Origin of the sequence: Pseudomonas sp. WS 5146, assembly GCF_012985495.1 — a bacterium.
GTDB lineage: Bacteria > Pseudomonadota > Gammaproteobacteria > Pseudomonadales > Pseudomonadaceae > Aquipseudomonas > Aquipseudomonas edaphica.
Map to the genome: position 1 here is coordinate 870,988 of NZ_JAAQWL010000002.1, position 16,053 is coordinate 887,040.

Here is a 16,053-nt window from a genome sequence, read left to right on the forward strand (position 1 = left end):
CGCTTATATCCCCCTGCGACCTTTGTGGCTGTTAGGATTACACTTCTAAGGAAAGAACTTACTTAGTAAGTGTTGTTATCCTACGGGGCAGTCATGGATATTCAGATAATTTCACGCGATGGCGCACCCGAGTATGCGGTGCTGCCATGGGACCAGTACCAGGCGCTACTAAAAGCAGCCGGTCAGCAACAGCCTGTCGCCACTCCTTCTTCTACCGCTCAGGTCGCGCCCGATCAGGCTTTACGCCCGCTCGCGGACCTGCGCGGCCTGCGTGAGGCCAAGGGCTTGGCCATTGAAAGCCTGGCCCGCACCGTGGGCATCAGCCCTTCGTACCTCGGATTGATTGAAAGTGGTGAACGCCAGCCGGATGCCGCCATCCGCCGCAGCCTGGCCTGGGAATTGGGCGTTGCAGGTTGGAGGGATGAATCTTGAGTCTACGAATCAGTCGTCAACACTGGGATGGGTTACTCAACGAACTGGACCAGGCGCGCCGCCAGCGCCATTTGCTCACCTACCGCGCGCTGCTGGAGCGCCTGCAATTTCCCACGCCGGCCATGCAAACCCTGGCCGCTGCCCTTGAGCACCTGGCCGCGTTGGACGCCAAGGCCGAGCAGCCGTTGCGCAGCTCCCTGGTGATCAGCCAGGGCGCCAGCCGCTTGCCGCGTACCGGTTTCTTTGAGTGTGTGGAGCGCCTGGGGCGTTTCAGCGGGCCGTCCGATGGTGTGGCTGCTGCGTCCTGGCATGCTTCGGAAGTGGTGCGGGTGTTCGAGTACGAGTACCCGGAGTCCGCCGAGGCCTAAGCGGGCAGGTTGTCCATGCTGTCGATCACATGGATGCTGTAGCCGGCGATGTCTTTGGCGTGGTGCTTGGCTTGCGAGGCCAGCTCCGCTAACTGGCTGGCATCCAGTTGTGCACAGGCCTGTGGATATAAATGCACCACGCCGATCGACAACGACAGCAAAGCGAATTCCTGGCGCACGCCCTGACGGTTCAATGCCACGAAGCAACCGGCGTCCAAGTGCTCGGCACGATAGAAGCGTCGGCATTGGGTGTGGAAGTCATCCAGTAACTGGTTGAGCCGCTTGCGCCAATCCTGCGGGCCGAGCACCAGCAAAAAATCATCACCGCCGATATGCCCGACAAAATCGCGGCTAGGGTCAACCCGATCGTTCAGGCACTGCGCCAGGCACAACAACACCTCATCCCCACGCCCGTAGCCGTAGATATCGTTGAACGGCTTGAAGCTGTCGATATCCACGTAGCAGATCACCGACTCGCGCTGTTGCTGCAGCAACCGCGTCAGGCATTGCTGGATCGGCACATTGCCCGGCAGCAGCGTCAGTGGGTTGGCATAGCGTGCCTGCTGGATCTTCAGCTCAGTGATCAACTTGAGCACATCGATCACCCTACCCAGGCCCAGGTAGTCACCGTTGAGGGTGATGATGAAGTCTTCCTCGATCCGTTGCCGCGCGCGGCTGGTGAGCAGGCGGCTGACCTGTTGCAGGGACTGGCTCAACTCCACCGCCAGGAAGTCATCGCTCATCAAGCGGCTGATGGGTTTGCGCGCGAACAGGTCGGTGGCGAACGGTTTGAGCAGCGCATCCGACAACGAATGCCGGTGCACGATGCCGACCGGGTGACCGCGCCCATCCAGCACGGCCAGCGAGTTGAGGTTGGCCTGACGGCGGAAGGATTCGAGCACCTGGGCGGTGGCGGTGTCCTGATCCACCGCCGGTTGCTCGTTGAGCAAGGCGCTGAGGTCGCTGCCTTCTTCGTTGAGGGTGATGTTGGTGTGGTCCTGCTTGGGCAACATCAACCGCGCTTCCTGGGGCGGTTGTTCCTGGGGGCGGCAAAGCAGGTAGCCCTGGACCAGGTCAACGCCCATTTCCGTCAACACCGCCAACTCCTCCGGCAGCTCGATACCTTCGGCAATCACCTGGGCGCGGGATGCCTTGGCGATTTGCAGGATGGAGCCGACGAACTCGCGCTTGAGCGCATCCTGATGGATACCGTCGATAAAGTGCCGGTCGATTTTCACGTAGTCCGGGCGTAGCTCAGACCATAAACGCAGGCTGGAATACCCGGCGCCCAAGTCATCCAGAGCGATGGCAAAACCCATGTCGCGGTAATGATGCAGCGCGGTTTGCAGCAGGTCGAAGTCGTCGGTGGGCGTTTGCTCGGTGAGTTCGATCACCACCTGGCTCGGCGGGATGCCGAAGTCGCGCAACAACTGCAAGGTGCGGCCCGGTTGATGCGCCGTCTCCATCAAGGACTCCGGCGAGATGTTCAGGAACAGCTTGCCCGGCAACTTTTGCTCGCTGAAGCGTCGGCAGGCACTTTCGCGGCAGGCCATTTCCAGTTCGCTGAGGCGCCCGGCATGGCTGGCCACGCTGAACAGGGCGACGGGGGAGTGCAAGGGGCTATTGGATGGGCCACGGCTGAGCGCTTCGTAGCCGAGGATTCGTCGCTCGGACAGGCAAATGATCGGTTGGAACAGGCTGTGTAAACTGCCTTGAGCCAGGATTGAGCCCAATGCATTCAGCTGTTCGGTCATGGTCATGGCAATCTCGATCGAAAAAAAAGGACCGCAGGCTTAACGCCTGCGGTCCCTTTATTTCACGACAGAATGATGTCTATATGATGACACTCAGTGGAGCGCTCACATTAATTTGCCATCATTTACTGCTTGGCCACCTGCTTGCTGATTTTCAGGTAGTCCAGCAGAACCCGGCCTGTCTCGGACAGATAGGCGTCGTCTTCCGGCTTGGTTTTTTCCGGCTCGGCCGGCAGCGCATCTTCATCTTCTTTCTTCAGCTCTTTGAGCGGATCTTCGCCTTTGGCCTTGCGGCGAGCGTTTTCCAGTACAAGCTGCTGATTTTCGATGCTGGTGTGCTGCGCACGACGATCGACTTCGTTGAGGCTGACGGTTTTTTCTTCCATCAGCTTCTTGGCCAGGGCCAGTTTGTCGCGGATAAACACGAACTCGGCATCCTTGGCGGAGCGCGTCTCGTGGTCAGCCTTCAACTGCGTCAGGTACGGCTTGAACGGGTCCGAAGCCGGCTTGATCGCAGGGCGGATGGTGTCCCATGGCATTGCCTCAGGCAGCGCGCTCTCGCCGATTTCCTTGGTGTCGATGATCGACGGGAAGTCCACATCCGGCAATACGCCCTGGTGCTGGGTGCTCTGCCCGGAAACCCGGTAGAACTTGGCAATGGTCAGCTTCAGTTCGCCATGGTTCAGCGGCTGAATGGTCTGCACGGTGCCTTTACCGAAGGTCTGGCCGCCAACGATCAACGCGCGGTGGTAGTCCTGCATGGCGCCGGCGAAAATCTCCGAAGCCGAGGCCGAGAGGCGGTTGACCAGCAGCGCCATCGGGCCTTTGTAGAACGCGCCCGGGTTCTCGTCTTCGAGCACGTCGACACGGCCGTCCGCGTTGCGGACCAACACGGTTGGGCCTTTGTCGATAAACAGGCTGGTCAGCTCGGTGGCTTCCTGCAGGGAACCGCCGCCGTTGTTGCGCAGGTCAATGACCACGCCGTCGACTTTCTCTTTCTGCAGTTCTGTCAGGATTTTCTTAACGTCACGGGTGGTGGACTTATAGTCCGGGTCACCGGCACGGAACGCTTTGAAGTCCAGGTAGAACGCAGGAATCACCACCACGCCCAGTTTGTAGTCCTTGCCATCCTGCTTGAGGTTGAGGACTTGTTTCTGAACGGCCTGGTCTTCGAGTTTCACCGCTTCACGAGTGATGGACACGATCTTGCTGGTCTGGTCGTTCGGCGCATTGGTGTGCGGAATCACTTCCAGGCGCACCACGCTGCCTTTCGGCCCACGGATCAGCTTGACCACTTCGTCCAGGCGCCAGCCGACCACGTCGACCATCTCTTTGTCACCCTGGGCGACGCCGATGATCTTGTCGGCCGGTGCGACCTGCTTGGTCTTGTCGGCCGGACCTGCCGGCACCAGACGCACGATCTTGACCTGGTCATTGTCGCTTTGCAGGACGGCACCGATGCCTTCCAGCGACAGACTCATGTTGATATCAAAGTTCTCGGCGTTATCAGGCGACAGATAATTGGTGTGCGGGTCGTAGGACATCGCGAAGGTGTTGATGTAGGCCTGGAAGATATCTTCGGCGCGGGTCTGATCCAGACGTGCCAACTGATTCTTGTAGCGCTTGGTCAACAGCTCTTGAATGGCCTTGGGCTCTTTGCCGGCGATCTTCAGGCGCAGCACTTCGTCCTTGACGCGTTTGCGCCACAGGTCGTCGAGGGCGGCGGTACTGGTCAGCCAGGGCGCGTCCTTGCGATCCACCAGAAGGGTTTCCTTCTGGGTGAAGTCGAGCTTGTCGACGCCTTTGTTCAGCTCACCCAAGGCGAAGTCCAGACGCGCTTTGACGCGATCCAGGTAGCGCTTGTAGATGGTGAACGCAGGCTGCAGGTCGCCGCTCTTGAGGAAGTCGTCGAACTGGGTCTTCCACTTGTCGAACTCAGCGATATCGCTGGCCATGAAGTAGCTGCGCGACGGGTCCAGCAGCTTGAGGTAGCTGTCGTAGATGATCACCGAGCGCGCGTCGTCCAGCGGCGGCTTGCTGTAGTGATGGCGCTTGAGCAACTCGACGACGTTAAGGCTGGCAATCACCTCATCGCGATCAGGCTGAAGATTGTCCCAGCTATTGGCTGCGAACGTATTGGTCGACATCGACGCAAAGCCGAGACCAATGAAAAAAGCGAGGGCGGTACTGGGGAACAAATGCTTCATGCTGATTCGACGCGGGGGCAATTGATAACGCATATTAGGCCGTCTTTGAGGGAGCCGGTTCCATATGATCCGGTCGCATAATGCAAAAAGCCCGGCGCTACAGCTACGGGCTCAGTCCAGACTCACTATGGAGGCACTGTGAAAGCATTGCAAGGCGTTGAAGGTCATGTGGAGTGGATGGAAGAACCCAGTCCTACTTGCGATGTAGGCCAAGTTCGCATTCGGGTGGCGGCAGCGGGCCTTAATCGCGCCGATTTATTACAACGTGCGGGGCTCTATCCGCCACCTCCTGGCGCCAGCCAAGTGCTGGGCCTGGAGTGTTCCGGGGTGATCAGCGAGGTAGGCGCGGGTTCTTCCTGGCAAGTCGGCGACCGCGTCTGTGCGCTGCTGGCCGGGGGCGGCATGGCCGAGGAAGTGGTGGTGGATGCCCGCCATGTGCTGTCGGTGCCTGAAGGTTTGACGTTGACCGAAGCGGCGGCGTTGCCCGAGGTGTACGGCACTGCGTGGCTGAATCTGTTCCAGTTGGCGGGCCTCAAGCCCGGCGAAAAAGTCTTGCTGCATGCCGGCGCCAGCGGCGTGGGCTCGGCAGCGATCCAGTTGTGCAAGGCGTTTGGCAGCCCGTGCTGGGTCAGCGTCGGCTCGGCAGAACGCCTGGCTTACTGCGAAGCACTCGGCGCCCAGGGCGGCGTGGTGCGTACCGACGGCATTGAAGGGCTGCGCGATTTCGGGCCGTTCGACGTGATCCTCGACCCGGTCGGCGGCAATTATGCGGCGATGGATCTGAAGCTGCTGGCCCTCGATGGGCGTTGGGTATTGATCGGCTTGATGGGCGGCCGTGATGCGCAACTGGACCTGGCGCAGGTGCTGGGCAAGCGCATCCAGCTGCTGGGCTCGACCCTGCGCAGCCGCAGCGATCAGTTCAAGGCCGACCTGTTCAGCGACTTGAGCCAGCATGTGTGGCCGCTGTTTGTTGAAGGTCGCCTGAGCCCGCAACTGGCCAGGACGTTTGCGATCAAGGATGCCGAGGCAGCATTTGCTGAGCTGGCGACCAACCGGATTTCCGGCAAGTTGGTGTTGGTGATAGACGAGACCCTGATCTGATCTCAAGTTGAAATACAGCCACTGTGGGAGCTGGCTTGCCTGCGATAGCGGTGCATCAATGAAGAATGTTTCATCTGATACACCGCTATCGCAGGCAAGCCAGCTCCCACCGTTGATTGGGTTTCAATTCAAACTGTCAGACCCAATGATGAATCGGCCAGCCAGCCTTTTCAGCGTGCTCGCGCAACACCGGATCCGGGTTCACCACCTGTGGATGATCCACCTTCAGCAACAGCGGCAAATCATTGCGCGAATCCGAGTAGAAATACGCGCCCTCCAGGCTTTCACCTTCCTGCTTCAACCATTCCAGCAACCGCGTGATCTTGCCTTCACGGTAAGTCAGCACACCCACGGTCTTGCCGCTGTACACACCATGGCTGAGGTCCAGGTCAATGCCCAGCACTTCATCAATCCCGATACGTGCCGCAATCGGCGTGACCAGGTGCGTGCCCGAGGCAGAGATCACCAGGATCCGGTCACCCTTCGCGCGGTGGCGGGCGATGGTCTTGGTGGCGTCGCTGTAGATCAGCGGCTCGATGATGCCTTCTACCCACGGTTCGACCAGATGCGCGATCTCTTCCGGCGTGCGCCCGATCATCGGCTCCAGGCTGAAGTCCATGAAGTCTTCCATGGCCAGCTCGCCGCGGCTGTAGGCGGCCATGAGTTCGTCGTTCTGGCGCATGAACGACTCTGGGTCAACCCAGCCCAGGCGGCCCATCTGTTCGCTCCACAAGGTGGCGCAGTCGCCGTGGATCAGGGTGTCGTCCAGATCAAAAATTACCAATGCCATCTGTCACGCTCTCTCAAATCAATCGTTGCGTCAGGCTACTTCACACAACGCACTGGGGTCGATGGAAAGTGCCAGGCGCTGACCATCCGGGTGCAGATCGTCGGCCGAGCGGTTGAGCACGTCCACCACCAATTCCACGCCACGCGCTTCGATGCGATAGCGGATCACGTTGCCCAACAAACTGTGGCTGCGTACCAGCGCGTCGAGTTCGCCGCTGCGACTCAGTTCGATGGCTTCCGGGCGAATCGCGATGCGCCCGCTGATAGGCCGTTGCAGCAACTGGCTGGCCTTGTCGGCGTCAAGCAGGTTGTAGTTGCCGATAAAGCCGGCGGCAAATACATCCACGGGCGCAGTGTAAAGGGTCTCGGCATCACCGCTTTGTACGATTTTGCCCTGGTTCATGAGGAAAATGCGGTCTGACATGGTCAGCGCTTCTTCCTGGTCATGGGTCACGAAAATCGTGGTCAGGCCCAGTTCGCGCTGGATCTGGCGGATCTGCTCGCGCAGGTGCTTGCGAATCCGTGCATCCAGCGCCGACAGCGGCTCATCCAGCAACAGCAGGCGCGGACGCGTCACCAGCGAGCGGGCGAGGGCCACACGCTGGCACTGGCCGCCGGACATCTGGTGCGGGTAGCGGCCGGCGAGTTCTTTGAGCTCCACCAGTTGCAGCACTTCCTGCACGCGCTTGTGGCTGTCGTCGGCGTTGACCTTTTGCATGCGCAGGCCGAAGGCGACGTTCTGTTCCACGGTCATGTTGGGGAACAGGGCGTAGCTCTGGAACACCATGCCGATGTGCCGTTTCTGCGGGCTCAAGGGCACGATGTCCTGGCCATCCAGCAGGATCTTGCCGCTGTCCACCGAGGTCAGCCCGGCGATGCAGCGCAGCAGGGTCGACTTGCCGCAACCGGACGGGCCGAGCAGGGTGACGAATTCACCCTTGGTGATTTCGCAGTTGATGTCACTGAATACCGGCGTGCCGGCGTAGCCTTTTTGCAGGTGTTGGACGCTGACGAAGCTCATTGGCTTTTGTCCTTGTTCAAGATATTGGCGGCCCAGGTCAGCACCAGCACAAAGAAGAAATAGGAAATGACGATGGCACTGGTGAAGTGGCCGCTCGTGTTGCGCATGTTGTTCAGGTACACCTGCAGGGTCTCGTAGCGAGTGCCCACGAGGATGTTGGCGAACACGAACTCACCGAACAGGAACGAGAACGACAGCAACAGCGCCACCATCAGGCCTTTGCGCAGGTTTGGCAGCACGACAAAAATTGCGGCCTGCCAGGTGCTGGCGCCCAACAGCTGCGAGGCGTCCATCAGGTCGCGAAGGTTGATCGCTTGCAGGTTGTTGGTGATCGCGCGGTACATGAACGGCAAGGCCACGGTGAAGTAGCAGCCGATCAGGATCCACGGCGTGCCCACCATCGCAAATGGCCCGGAGCCGTAGAGTTGCAACAAGCCCACCGATGACACCACCGGCGGCACCGCGAAGGGCAGCAGGATCAGGATGTTCATCAGCGCGTCGAGCTTGGGAAAGTGGTAATGCACCACGAACAGCAGCGGCAGAATCAGCACCACCGACAGGATCAGCGCACCCACGCACACCAGCAATGACTGACCGAAGGCGGCCAGAAAGCGCGGGTCACTCCACAGCTGCACGTACCACTTCAGGGTAAAACCGGCGGGCAGGATGGTGGCCGACCAACTGCTGGCAATGGAGTAGACAAAGGTGCCCACCAGCGGCAATACCAGGATCGCAAACAACAGGTACACCACTGCCCGATGGTAGAGGGAGGCCGAGCCAGCTTCAGCGCGAGACATGATAGCTCCTCTTGAGCAGCAGTTGATGGACGACGGTGACCACCGTCATCAGCGCCACCAGCACCACGGCCAGGGCGCTGGCCATGTTCGGGTCCAGCGAGATGTCGCCGGAAACCATTGCCGCGATACGAATGGGCAGCACGTTGAAGTTGCCGGTGGTCAATGCATACACCGTGGCATAGGCGCCGAGGGCGTTGGCCAGCAGGATCACGAAAGTGCCAAGCAGCGCCGGGGTGAGCACCGGCAGGCCGATGTGCCGCCAGAACTGCCAGCTGCTGGCGCCGAGCAGCGAGGCCGATTCGCGCCAGTCTTCGCGCAAGGCGTCGAAGGCCGGGTAGAGCAGCAGCACACCCAGCGGAATCTGGAAGTAGGTGTACAGAATGATCAGGCCAGTCTTGGAGTACAGGTTGAAGTCCTGAATGATCCCCGCCTGCTTGAGCATGATGGTGATGCTGCCGTTAAAGCCCAGCAAAATGATGAACGCGAAGGCCAGGGGCACGCCGGCAAAGTTGCTGGTCATGTTGGCGAAAGCCGTCACGAAGTTACGCAGTGGGCCATCCACGCGGCGCAATGAGTAGCTGCCGAGCACCGAGATGATGATCCCGAACACGCTGGAGTAGAAACTGATCTCCAGGCTGTACTGGATGGCTTGCAGGTAGAACTTCGAACTGAAGATTTTGGTGAAGTTGGCCAGGCCCCAGCCGAACTCCTCCGACTGCAGGCTGTTGATCATTACCCACAGCAGCGGGGCGATTTCAAACACGATAAAGAACAGCGCAAACGGCACCAGGCACAGGATCGCCAGCCATTTGCCACGGGTTATGGCGTTCACTTCAGCAGCTCCCGGCATACAGGTTTGTCGTGGGGCACACCGAGCAGTTCGCAGACGGTGCCGCACAGGTCGGTTTGCTTCGGGATGGCGCCTGGGTCGAAGGTGAAGGCCGAGCCCATTACGAACAACGGCACTTCGCGTTCTTCCGGCAGCACACCGTTATGGGAGCGGTCGTTGTTCATGCCGTGGTCGGCAGTCACCAGCACCTGGTAGCCGGCGTTGAGCCAGCCTTGCAGGTAGTCGGCGAGGATGATGTCGGCCGAGCGCGCGCTGTTGCGGTATTGCGCGGTGTCCAGCCCATGCTTGTGGCCGGCGTCATCAATGTTCATCGGGTGTACCACCAGGAAATTCGGCGCGTGTTTGCGGCGCAGGCTTTCGGCGTCGGCGAACAGATGGGAATCCGGGTAGTGGTCATTCCAGTAGAAATGCCCGTGCTGGATCGCCAGCGCCTGGTCGTCGGTATGACGATCACGCACGGCATCAAAGGGCGTGCGGTTATACAACTCGCTGACCCAGTGGTAAGCCGCCGCCGCGGTGGTGAGACCCGCATCGGTGGCGTAATGGAAAATGCTGCGCTGGTTGGACAGGCGCGAGACATGGTTGTGGACAATGCCGCTGTCGATCGGGGGCACGCCGGTGAGGATGCATTCATACAACGGCCGGGACAGGGCCGGCAGTTCACATTCCAGTTTGTAAAGCGCTGCGCGTCCTGCGCCGATATAGGCCTGGAGATGCCCCATGGCATGTCGGGCAACCTCGTAGTTCAGGCCGTCGAGCACCACAAGGATGACGTTGTGCTTCATAGGGGGAGACGCTCCGCGACGATAGGCTTGACTCAATTTCACTTGGGGAACGGGGTCAAAACTGTGGGAGCGGGATTGTGTGGGAGCTGGCTTGCCTGCGATAGCATCACCTCGGTTCACATCACAAACCGAGTCGTCTGCATCGCAGGCAAGCCAGCTCCCACACTGACCGCTTCCACAGCTCTGGGTCTAAATAAGACCCGGGAGCCTTACTGCATATTGATGATGACTTCTTCCTGCCACTTCTGCGGCAGTGCCTTGGAGGTTTTCTCCCAAGCGTCGGCATCTTTGATCGGCGTGACTTTCTTGTACTGCTCGTTCGGCAGCAGTTTGGCCTGTACATCGGCTGGCAGGGTCAGGTGCTCGGCGCGGATTGGACGTGCGTTGCCACGTGCCAGGTTGGTCTGGCCGGCGTCGCTGAAAATGTACTCACGGGTCAGCTTGGCGGCGTTCGGGTGCTTGGCGTATTTGTTGATGATGGTGGTGTAGCCGGAAATCACCGAGCCGTCCGACGGGATCAGCACCACGTAGTCATCCGGGTTGGCCATTTTGGCTTTGTAGCTCAGGCCGTTGAAGTCCCAGACCACGCCCACTTCGACTTCGCCTTTTTCCATGGTGGCGATGGTCGGGTTGGCCAGTGACAGGCGGCCTTGCTTGGCGATCTCGGCGAACATCAGCAGTGCAGGCTGGATGTTCTTCTCGTCGCCACCGTTGGCCAGGGCGGCAGCCAGCACGCCATTGGCGGCTTGGGCGGCGGTGCTCACATCACCAATAGAGACTTTGTATTTGCCGGTTTTAAGATCAGCCCAGCTTTTTGGCGCTTCAGAGCCGTGCAGCAGTTTTTTGTTGACGATAAAGGCGATGGTGCCGGTGTAGGCCAGGGCCCAGTTGCCGTCTTTATCTTTGGCCCAATCCGGCACTTGTGCCCAAGTGGTCGGTTTGTACGGCTGTGCCACGCCCTGTTTCACCGCAATCGGGCCGAAGGCAGCGCCGACGTCACCGATATCAGCGCTGGCGTTGTCTTTTTCGGCGGCGAACTTGGCGATTTCCTGGGCCGAGCTCATGTCGGTGTCGATGTGCTTGAGGCCATAGGTCTTGGCCAGGTCGTCCCAGGTGCCTTTCCAGTTGGCCCAGTCATCGGGCATGCCGACGCTGTTGACGGCGCCTTCCGCTTTCGCGGCGGCTTCCAGAGTTTTTAGATCGGTATCAGCAGCCATGGCGGCGGTGCACATGGCAATGGTCGAGCCTAACAGTGATGCCAGGAAAAGCTGTTTCATCCGAAGCTCCTTTGGGCGTTTTCAACGCTGCGTTTTTATCGACGTTTGCGGTGGTGTTGGTCTAGGTCAGCAATACCTGAGCCAATTTAGGCTCGGTGGATGACAGTTTCATGTCGATGTCGTTTTTAAATCGTTTATGTCGCTGACTTCAGACTCAGCGTAGACCATGCCCAAGCGCCCGCAGGCCCTGGACTTGGCCGATGTATTGCAGGGTGTGGAGTGGGGCGGCGGCACGGGCTGTCATCTGTCGGTCATCTGTAATGCCTAGGCTGGCAGGTAACGGCAGACGCCCGAATACAGCGCGGTTTGTGCACCTGAACGGTGCTGGTCTAGTCCAGATAGGTAACGTTGATGCGTGATGAGGCAATCAAGGCGGTGACATCCATCGGCCTGGCACTGCAAGAGCAGATCGGCCACGGGCTGTTGCCACCCGCGAGCAAACTGCCCGCCGAGCGCAAGCTCAGCGAGTTGTTTGGTACCACGCGTATTACGGTGCGGGAAGCCTTGTTACAACTGGAGGCCCAGGGCCAGATCTATCGCGAGGAGCGGCGTGGCTGGTTCGTCTCGCCGCCGCGCCTGGCTTATAACCTGATGCAACGCAGCCATTTTCACGCGATGGTCAGTGAGCAAGGGCGCGTAGCCTCGACCGAAGTGATTTCGGCGCGGCTGCAGCCGGCATCGGCAGCGGTGTGTGCATGGTTGCAGTTGCCGGCGTTGTCGAGTGTGATCCAGATCTGCCGGGGCCGGCGGATCGATGGGCGGTTGGTGCTGTATGTGGAGCATTACCTGAACCCGCAATATTTTCCGGGGATTCTGGCGTGCGACCTTAACCAGTCGATGACCGAGTTGTATGCACGCAAGTACGACCTGCATTACGGCCGTGTGCGTTTCGAGATTGTGCCGACTTCACTGCCGGTGGAGGCTGCTGGCGCATTACGTGTGTCGGTGGGCAGCCCCGGCTTGCGGATCGCCCGGGTCAACTATGACCAGCATGAGCGTTTGATCGACTGCGACCTGGAATTCTGGCGCCATGATGCGATTCACGTGGGTGTGGATGTGGTTTGACCGCCGGACATTCAACGGATGCACCACACACTGAATGTGGGAGCTGGCTTGCCTGCGATAGCATCACCGCGATCTGACAGTGATACCGAGTTGCCCGCATCGCAGGCAAGCCAGCTCCCACATTCAGGGCGTCAGTGCCTTGATCACCTGATCCACATTGCCTTCCAGCTCCGCCACCGGGTCAGCTCCGTCGACATTTAATACCAGCAATTGCGCACCGCCTGCCGTCACCGCCGTTTTAACGGCCTCACTCGGTTGGCGGTGATGCAGCACCACGGCCACGTCGTTGCTTTTCAAGTCGGCACTGAGGGTGTGCAAGGCCTCAGGCGTCCACTGCGCATCCGGCCGGGCATCGGTGCTGAGCACTTCCAGGTTCAAGCTGCTGACCAGATAAGCAAAGTGATCACTCAAGCTGACCACACTCAGGTTGTCCGCCTTGGCCAGTCTTGCTTCGCTGTCGGCGCTGAGCTTGAGCAGGCGCTGTTTGAGCGCCGCGAGGTTGGCGTCGATCCTGGGTTTGGCTGCGGGCGCCAGGCGGCTCAGGTCGGCCGCCATCACATCGGCCATGCGCCCCATATTGTTGCTCGACTGCCACGGCTGGCTGTTCAGGCCATCGGCACCGCCTGGTTGCACAGCAATACCCGGCAAGCCGCCGTCCACCGGGCGCGCGGCGTCCACTTCGACGATACGGATATTGCTGCGCCGCGCCACGGGGTAGAGCGGGTCATCCGCCCACAGCGAGCGCAGGCCGATAGCCGCGTCGGCGTCCTGGGCCAAACTGCCCAAGGCCGGCGCACCCCGGCCGGTGAAGTAGGACACCTGCCGCGAACCGGGCAGGTTGGCCGGTGCTGCGCGCTCAAGCTGTACATCGGTGCCTTTGAGCAGCACCTCGGCCAGGCCGTAGGTGATGGGCAGCGAGGCCAGCACTTTCACCGGTTTGGCGGCGTGAACCGCAGGTTTTGCGGCTTCAGCGGCCATCAACGGCGCAGTGAATAAACAGGCAATGGCCAGGGCCAGCGGATGAAAAACAGAGCGCATTATCCAAGATTCCCTTTGAGGCTGGGCACGGTGCCGCGCGCGATGGCGGCAACGGCAAAGGCGATACCGGCCACCAGAATGATCGCGGCACCGGACGGGATGGGCAGGTCGAAGATGATCGGCAGCAGAATGCCGCACAGCGTGCTGAGCGTGGCGATCACCACCGAGACCCAGAAAAACCCCTTGAGCGACTGGCTCAACAGGCGCGCTGCCGCCGCCGGAATCACCAGCAGGGCGCCGACCAAAATGGCGCCGATCACCTTGACCGCCGCCACGGTGATCAAGGTCACCAGGATCACGAACAGGTAATCCAGGGTCTTCACTGCCACGCCACGCACAGCGGCCAATTGCGGGTTGAAGCTGGCCAGCATGATGCGGTTGTACAGCGGCAACGCCAGGGCCATCACCAGTGAGCCGACGACCGCCAACACCAGCAGGTCATTGCCGTTCACCGTCAGCACCGAGCCGAACAATACGTTTTCCAGAATGTGCACGTTGATCTTGCCTGCCAGAATCAACAGCAGGCTCGCGCCCAACGCCAGCGACACCGAGAGGAACACGCCGATCAGGGTGTCTGGCGCCAAGCCGGTGCGGTTGCGCAGGTAATTGAGCAGGATGCCGAACAACAGGCAGTAGCCGAACAGGCTGCCGTAAGGCCCGGTATAGGGCTCGCCGAGCAGAATGCCCACGGCCACGCCGGTCAACGCGGCGTGCCCGACGGCTTCAGAGAAGAACGCAAAGCGCTTGACCACCACCAGTGTACCCAGGCCGCCCAGCACCGGGCCGATCAGCAAGCCGGCGAGCAAGGCGTTGACCACAAACCCATAGGCCAGTGCTTCCGGCAGGTACCCGGATGAAGCCCAGCCCTGGACCATCAAACGAAAGGCTTCATAACTCATTACGCCGGGCTCCGAGGATGGGTGGAAAACAGGCTCAGCAGGCGGTCCGGGGTCAGCGCTTCTTTCGGTGTGGCGTCGAACAGCACGCGACGGTTCAGGCCGGTAACGCGATCGGCCAGGCGGCCCACAGCTTCCAGGTCATGCTCGATCCACAGCACGGTGATCCCGGCCAGGCGCCAGTCATTGAGCAGCCGTTCGAACACCTGGATACCGGCCTCATCAAGCGCTGACATTGGCTCATCCAGCACCAGCAGTTGCGGCGCCGGAATCAGGCCTTGGGCCAACAGCACGCGCTGACGCTCACCGCCGGACAACGCGCCCATGCGGCGCTTGCGTTTGTCCTGCATGCCGACCCGTTCCAGCGCTTCGCCAATCGAGGCGGCGTAATGCCGGGACAGGCCCAGAAATGCCGGGCGCCGCTGGCACATGGCGGCCATGAAATCGTCGACGGTCATCGGCAGGCCCCGATCGAATTCCAGCGCCTGTGGCACATAGCCGACCGTGCCTGGCGTGTTCGGCCAGTGCAGGCGCAATTGGCCCTGGTGCGGGGTCTGCCCCAGCAAGGTCTTGATCAGCGAGCTTTTGCCGCCGCCGTTCGGGCCGACCAGGGCGTGGATGCTGCCCGGTTCGACCTCAAAACTCACCGCGTCGAGAATCACTGTGCGGCCCAAGGTCAGGGAGACCGTGTCGAACTCAAGGGTCGGGCCAATGCTGGCCACCTTCAATTGCTGCGCTGCCGTCATGCCCCCGACTCCTGAATCGCCCGTACCACGGTGTTGAGGTTGCCGGTCATTTCCACTTCGTATTTCTCGGGCGTGTATTCGCCGTAGGAAATATGCGACAGCGGGTACAGCTTGACCCCGGATTCACGCTGGATGGTCTCGACGTAGGTAGACGGGAAATCCATCTCCGAGAAGATCACCTTCACATCCAGTGCGCGCAGTTCATCGATGGTCTTTTTCAACTGGCTGGGGCTGGGCTCGATGCCATGGGCGGGCTCGACCACGGCGGTGACTTCCAGGCCGAATTCGCGCAGCAGGTAGTCGTAGGCCGCGTGCACGGTCGCAACGCGCAGGTCCGGGTTCGGCGCGCTGGTCAGCTTGGCGAGGGCATCGGCACGCATCTGGCGCAGGCGCTTGCCGTAGGCGCGGGCGTTTTGGGTGTAAGTCTTGGCGTTGTCCGGGTCGAGCTTGCCCAGTTCGCGGGCGATGTTGTTGACCTGGGCAATCGACGCACTGATCGACAGGAAGGTGTGCGGATTGACCACCTTGCCCGCACCGCGCGCGGCGTTACCGGTGGCGGCCAGCAGCGGTACGTTGGCGTTGGCTTCGATCACCGGGATGTCCGGGCGCTCGCTGGTGGCGATCATGCGGTCGGCAAAATCATCATGGCCGACGCCATTGAGCACGATCACGTCCAGGGTGCCGATGCGCTTGATGTCTTCGGCGCGCGGTTCGTAGGCGTGGGGGTTGAAACCGGCGGGAATCAGCGGCACCACCTCGGCCTTGTCGCCGACGATATTGGCCACGTAGCTGTAATACGGGTGCAGGGTGATGCCGATGCGCAGGCGCTTGGCCGCTTCGGCATTCGCGAGCGGGGCGAGCATCAGGCTGAACAGGCCAACCAGCAACAGGCGTAACAGGGGCGATGAAATAGACATGGGCACTCGG

At 60.6% G+C, this 16,053-nt stretch carries 16 protein-coding genes; 4 read left to right on the forward strand and 12 right to left on the reverse strand.

Annotated features, from left to right (window positions below; all coding sequences use genetic code 11):
• Nucleotides 1–93 precede the first annotated feature (93 nt).
• The gene (locus tag HBO41_RS08670) at nt 94–432 is read left to right on the forward strand and encodes a helix-turn-helix transcriptional regulator (RefSeq protein WP_026013635.1); all 339 of its coding nucleotides are present in this window, start codon (nt 94–96) and stop codon (nt 430–432) included.
• Nucleotides 429–800, forward strand: coding sequence for a hypothetical protein (locus HBO41_RS08675; protein WP_005786715.1), 372 nt, complete (start codon nt 429–431; stop codon nt 798–800). Before HBO41_RS08670 ends, HBO41_RS08675 begins: the two co-directional genes overlap by 4 nt.
• Here the strand turns inward: HBO41_RS08675 and HBO41_RS08680 are convergent.
• Together HBO41_RS08680 and HBO41_RS08685 are read right to left on the reverse strand one after the other, a co-directional pair.
• Complete coding sequence (locus tag HBO41_RS08680) at nt 797–2,560, reverse strand: bifunctional diguanylate cyclase/phosphodiesterase (RefSeq protein ID WP_026013634.1); 1,764 nt, start codon at nt 2,558–2,560, stop codon at nt 797–799. The genes HBO41_RS08675 and HBO41_RS08680 overlap by 4 nt on opposite strands.
• Nucleotides 2,561–2,679: 119 nt before the next feature.
• On the reverse strand, nt 2,680–4,794 hold the full coding sequence (locus tag HBO41_RS08685) for a carboxy terminal-processing peptidase (protein WP_017136373.1): 2,115 nt from the start codon (nt 4,792–4,794) through the stop codon (nt 2,680–2,682).
• Between the two features lie 105 nt (nt 4,795–4,899).
• Between HBO41_RS08685 and HBO41_RS08690 the strand changes: the two genes are divergently transcribed.
• On the forward strand, nt 4,900–5,862 hold the full coding sequence (locus tag HBO41_RS08690) for a zinc-binding dehydrogenase (protein ID WP_169985809.1): 963 nt from the start codon (nt 4,900–4,902) through the stop codon (nt 5,860–5,862).
• Nucleotides 5,863–5,998: 136 nt separating this feature from the next.
• On the opposite strand, the gene HBO41_RS08695 is transcribed toward HBO41_RS08690, so the two are convergent.
• The 6 genes from HBO41_RS08695 to HBO41_RS08720 form a co-directional block, all read right to left on the reverse strand.
• On the reverse strand, nt 5,999–6,652 hold the full coding sequence (locus tag HBO41_RS08695) for an HAD family phosphatase (RefSeq protein ID WP_017136371.1): 654 nt from the start codon (nt 6,650–6,652) through the stop codon (nt 5,999–6,001).
• A 30-nt stretch (nt 6,653–6,682) separates the two neighbouring features.
• Complete coding sequence (locus HBO41_RS08700; RefSeq protein ID WP_169985811.1) at nt 6,683–7,672, reverse strand: ABC transporter ATP-binding protein; 990 nt, start codon at nt 7,670–7,672, stop codon at nt 6,683–6,685.
• On the reverse strand, nt 7,669–8,469 hold the full coding sequence (locus HBO41_RS08705) for an ABC transporter permease (RefSeq protein WP_169985813.1): 801 nt from the start codon (nt 8,467–8,469) through the stop codon (nt 7,669–7,671). The genes HBO41_RS08700 and HBO41_RS08705 overlap by 4 nt, the downstream gene beginning before the upstream one ends.
• Complete coding sequence (locus HBO41_RS08710; protein ID WP_178110818.1) at nt 8,456–9,319, reverse strand: ABC transporter permease subunit; 864 nt, start codon at nt 9,317–9,319, stop codon at nt 8,456–8,458. The genes HBO41_RS08705 and HBO41_RS08710 overlap by 14 nt, the downstream gene beginning before the upstream one ends.
• Entirely contained in the window at nt 9,298–10,104 is an 807-nt protein-coding gene (locus tag HBO41_RS08715; protein WP_169985815.1) for an alkaline phosphatase family protein, read from the reverse strand. The genes HBO41_RS08710 and HBO41_RS08715 overlap by 22 nt, the downstream gene beginning before the upstream one ends.
• Before the next feature lie 209 nt (nt 10,105–10,313).
• Entirely contained in the window at nt 10,314–11,381 is a 1,068-nt protein-coding gene (locus HBO41_RS08720; RefSeq protein WP_017136367.1) for an ABC transporter substrate-binding protein, read from the reverse strand.
• A gap of 351 nt (nt 11,382–11,732) precedes the next feature.
• Here HBO41_RS08720 and HBO41_RS08725 point away from each other — a divergent pair, with 351 nt between their 5' ends.
• Nucleotides 11,733–12,446, forward strand: a complete 714-nt coding sequence (locus tag HBO41_RS08725; protein WP_017136366.1) for a UTRA domain-containing protein — start codon at nt 11,733–11,735, stop codon at nt 12,444–12,446.
• Between the two features lie 123 nt (nt 12,447–12,569).
• Here HBO41_RS08725 and HBO41_RS08730 read toward each other — a convergent pair whose 3' ends face one another.
• Genes HBO41_RS08730 through HBO41_RS08745 form a run of 4 tightly spaced genes read right to left on the reverse strand, consistent with a single transcriptional unit; the run spans nt 12,570 to nt 16,043 of the window.
• A complete protein-coding gene (locus HBO41_RS08730; RefSeq protein ID WP_017136365.1) occupies nt 12,570–13,484 on the reverse strand; it encodes a metal ABC transporter solute-binding protein, Zn/Mn family in 915 nt (304 codons plus the stop codon).
• Nucleotides 13,484–14,383, reverse strand: a complete 900-nt coding sequence (locus HBO41_RS08735; RefSeq protein ID WP_169985818.1) for a metal ABC transporter permease — start codon at nt 14,381–14,383, stop codon at nt 13,484–13,486. Before HBO41_RS08735 ends, HBO41_RS08730 begins: the two co-directional genes overlap by 1 nt.
• Nucleotides 14,383–15,126: a metal ABC transporter ATP-binding protein gene (locus tag HBO41_RS08740; protein WP_169985820.1), complete on the reverse strand. Its 744-nt coding sequence runs from the start codon at nt 15,124–15,126 to the stop codon at nt 14,383–14,385. Before HBO41_RS08740 ends, HBO41_RS08735 begins: the two co-directional genes overlap by 1 nt.
• Nucleotides 15,123–16,043: a metal ABC transporter substrate-binding protein gene (locus HBO41_RS08745; protein WP_017136362.1), complete on the reverse strand. Its 921-nt coding sequence runs from the start codon at nt 16,041–16,043 to the stop codon at nt 15,123–15,125. Before HBO41_RS08745 ends, HBO41_RS08740 begins: the two co-directional genes overlap by 4 nt.
• Between the last annotated feature and the right edge of the window lie 10 nt (nt 16,044–16,053).

What these genes read in the sequence shown, in the direction of transcription:
- HBO41_RS08720 (WP_017136367.1), bottom strand. Translation starts at nt 11,381, where the DNA reads ATGAAACAGCTTTTCCTGGCATCACTGTTAGGCTCGACCATTGCCATG.
- HBO41_RS08710 (WP_178110818.1), bottom strand. Translation starts at nt 9,319, where the DNA reads ATGCCGGGAGCTGCTGAAGTGAACGCCATAACCCGTGGCAAATGGCTG.
- HBO41_RS08705 (WP_169985813.1), bottom strand. Translation starts at nt 8,469, where the DNA reads ATGTCTCGCGCTGAAGCTGGCTCGGCCTCCCTCTACCATCGGGCAGTG.
- HBO41_RS08685 (WP_017136373.1), bottom strand. Translation starts at nt 4,794, where the DNA reads ATGCGTTATCAATTGCCCCCGCGTCGAATCAGCATGAAGCATTTGTTC.
- HBO41_RS08725 (WP_017136366.1), top strand. Translation starts at nt 11,733, where the DNA reads ATGCGTGATGAGGCAATCAAGGCGGTGACATCCATCGGCCTGGCACTG.
- HBO41_RS08735 (WP_169985818.1), bottom strand. Translation starts at nt 14,383, where the DNA reads ATGAGTTATGAAGCCTTTCGTTTGATGGTCCAGGGCTGGGCTTCATCC.
- HBO41_RS08680 (WP_026013634.1), bottom strand. Translation starts at nt 2,560, where the DNA reads ATGACCATGACCGAACAGCTGAATGCATTGGGCTCAATCCTGGCTCAA.
- HBO41_RS08745 (WP_017136362.1), bottom strand. Translation starts at nt 16,043, where the DNA reads ATGTCTATTTCATCGCCCCTGTTACGCCTGTTGCTGGTTGGCCTGTTC.
- HBO41_RS08730 (WP_017136365.1), bottom strand. Translation starts at nt 13,484, where the DNA reads ATGCGCTCTGTTTTTCATCCGCTGGCCCTGGCCATTGCCTGTTTATTC.
- HBO41_RS08695 (WP_017136371.1), bottom strand. Translation starts at nt 6,652, where the DNA reads ATGGCATTGGTAATTTTTGATCTGGACGACACCCTGATCCACGGCGAC.
- HBO41_RS08700 (WP_169985811.1), bottom strand. Translation starts at nt 7,672, where the DNA reads ATGAGCTTCGTCAGCGTCCAACACCTGCAAAAAGGCTACGCCGGCACG.
- HBO41_RS08670 (WP_026013635.1), top strand. Translation starts at nt 94, where the DNA reads ATGGATATTCAGATAATTTCACGCGATGGCGCACCCGAGTATGCGGTG.
- HBO41_RS08740 (WP_169985820.1), bottom strand. Translation starts at nt 15,126, where the DNA reads ATGACGGCAGCGCAGCAATTGAAGGTGGCCAGCATTGGCCCGACCCTT.
- HBO41_RS08715 (WP_169985815.1), bottom strand. Translation starts at nt 10,104, where the DNA reads ATGAAGCACAACGTCATCCTTGTGGTGCTCGACGGCCTGAACTACGAG.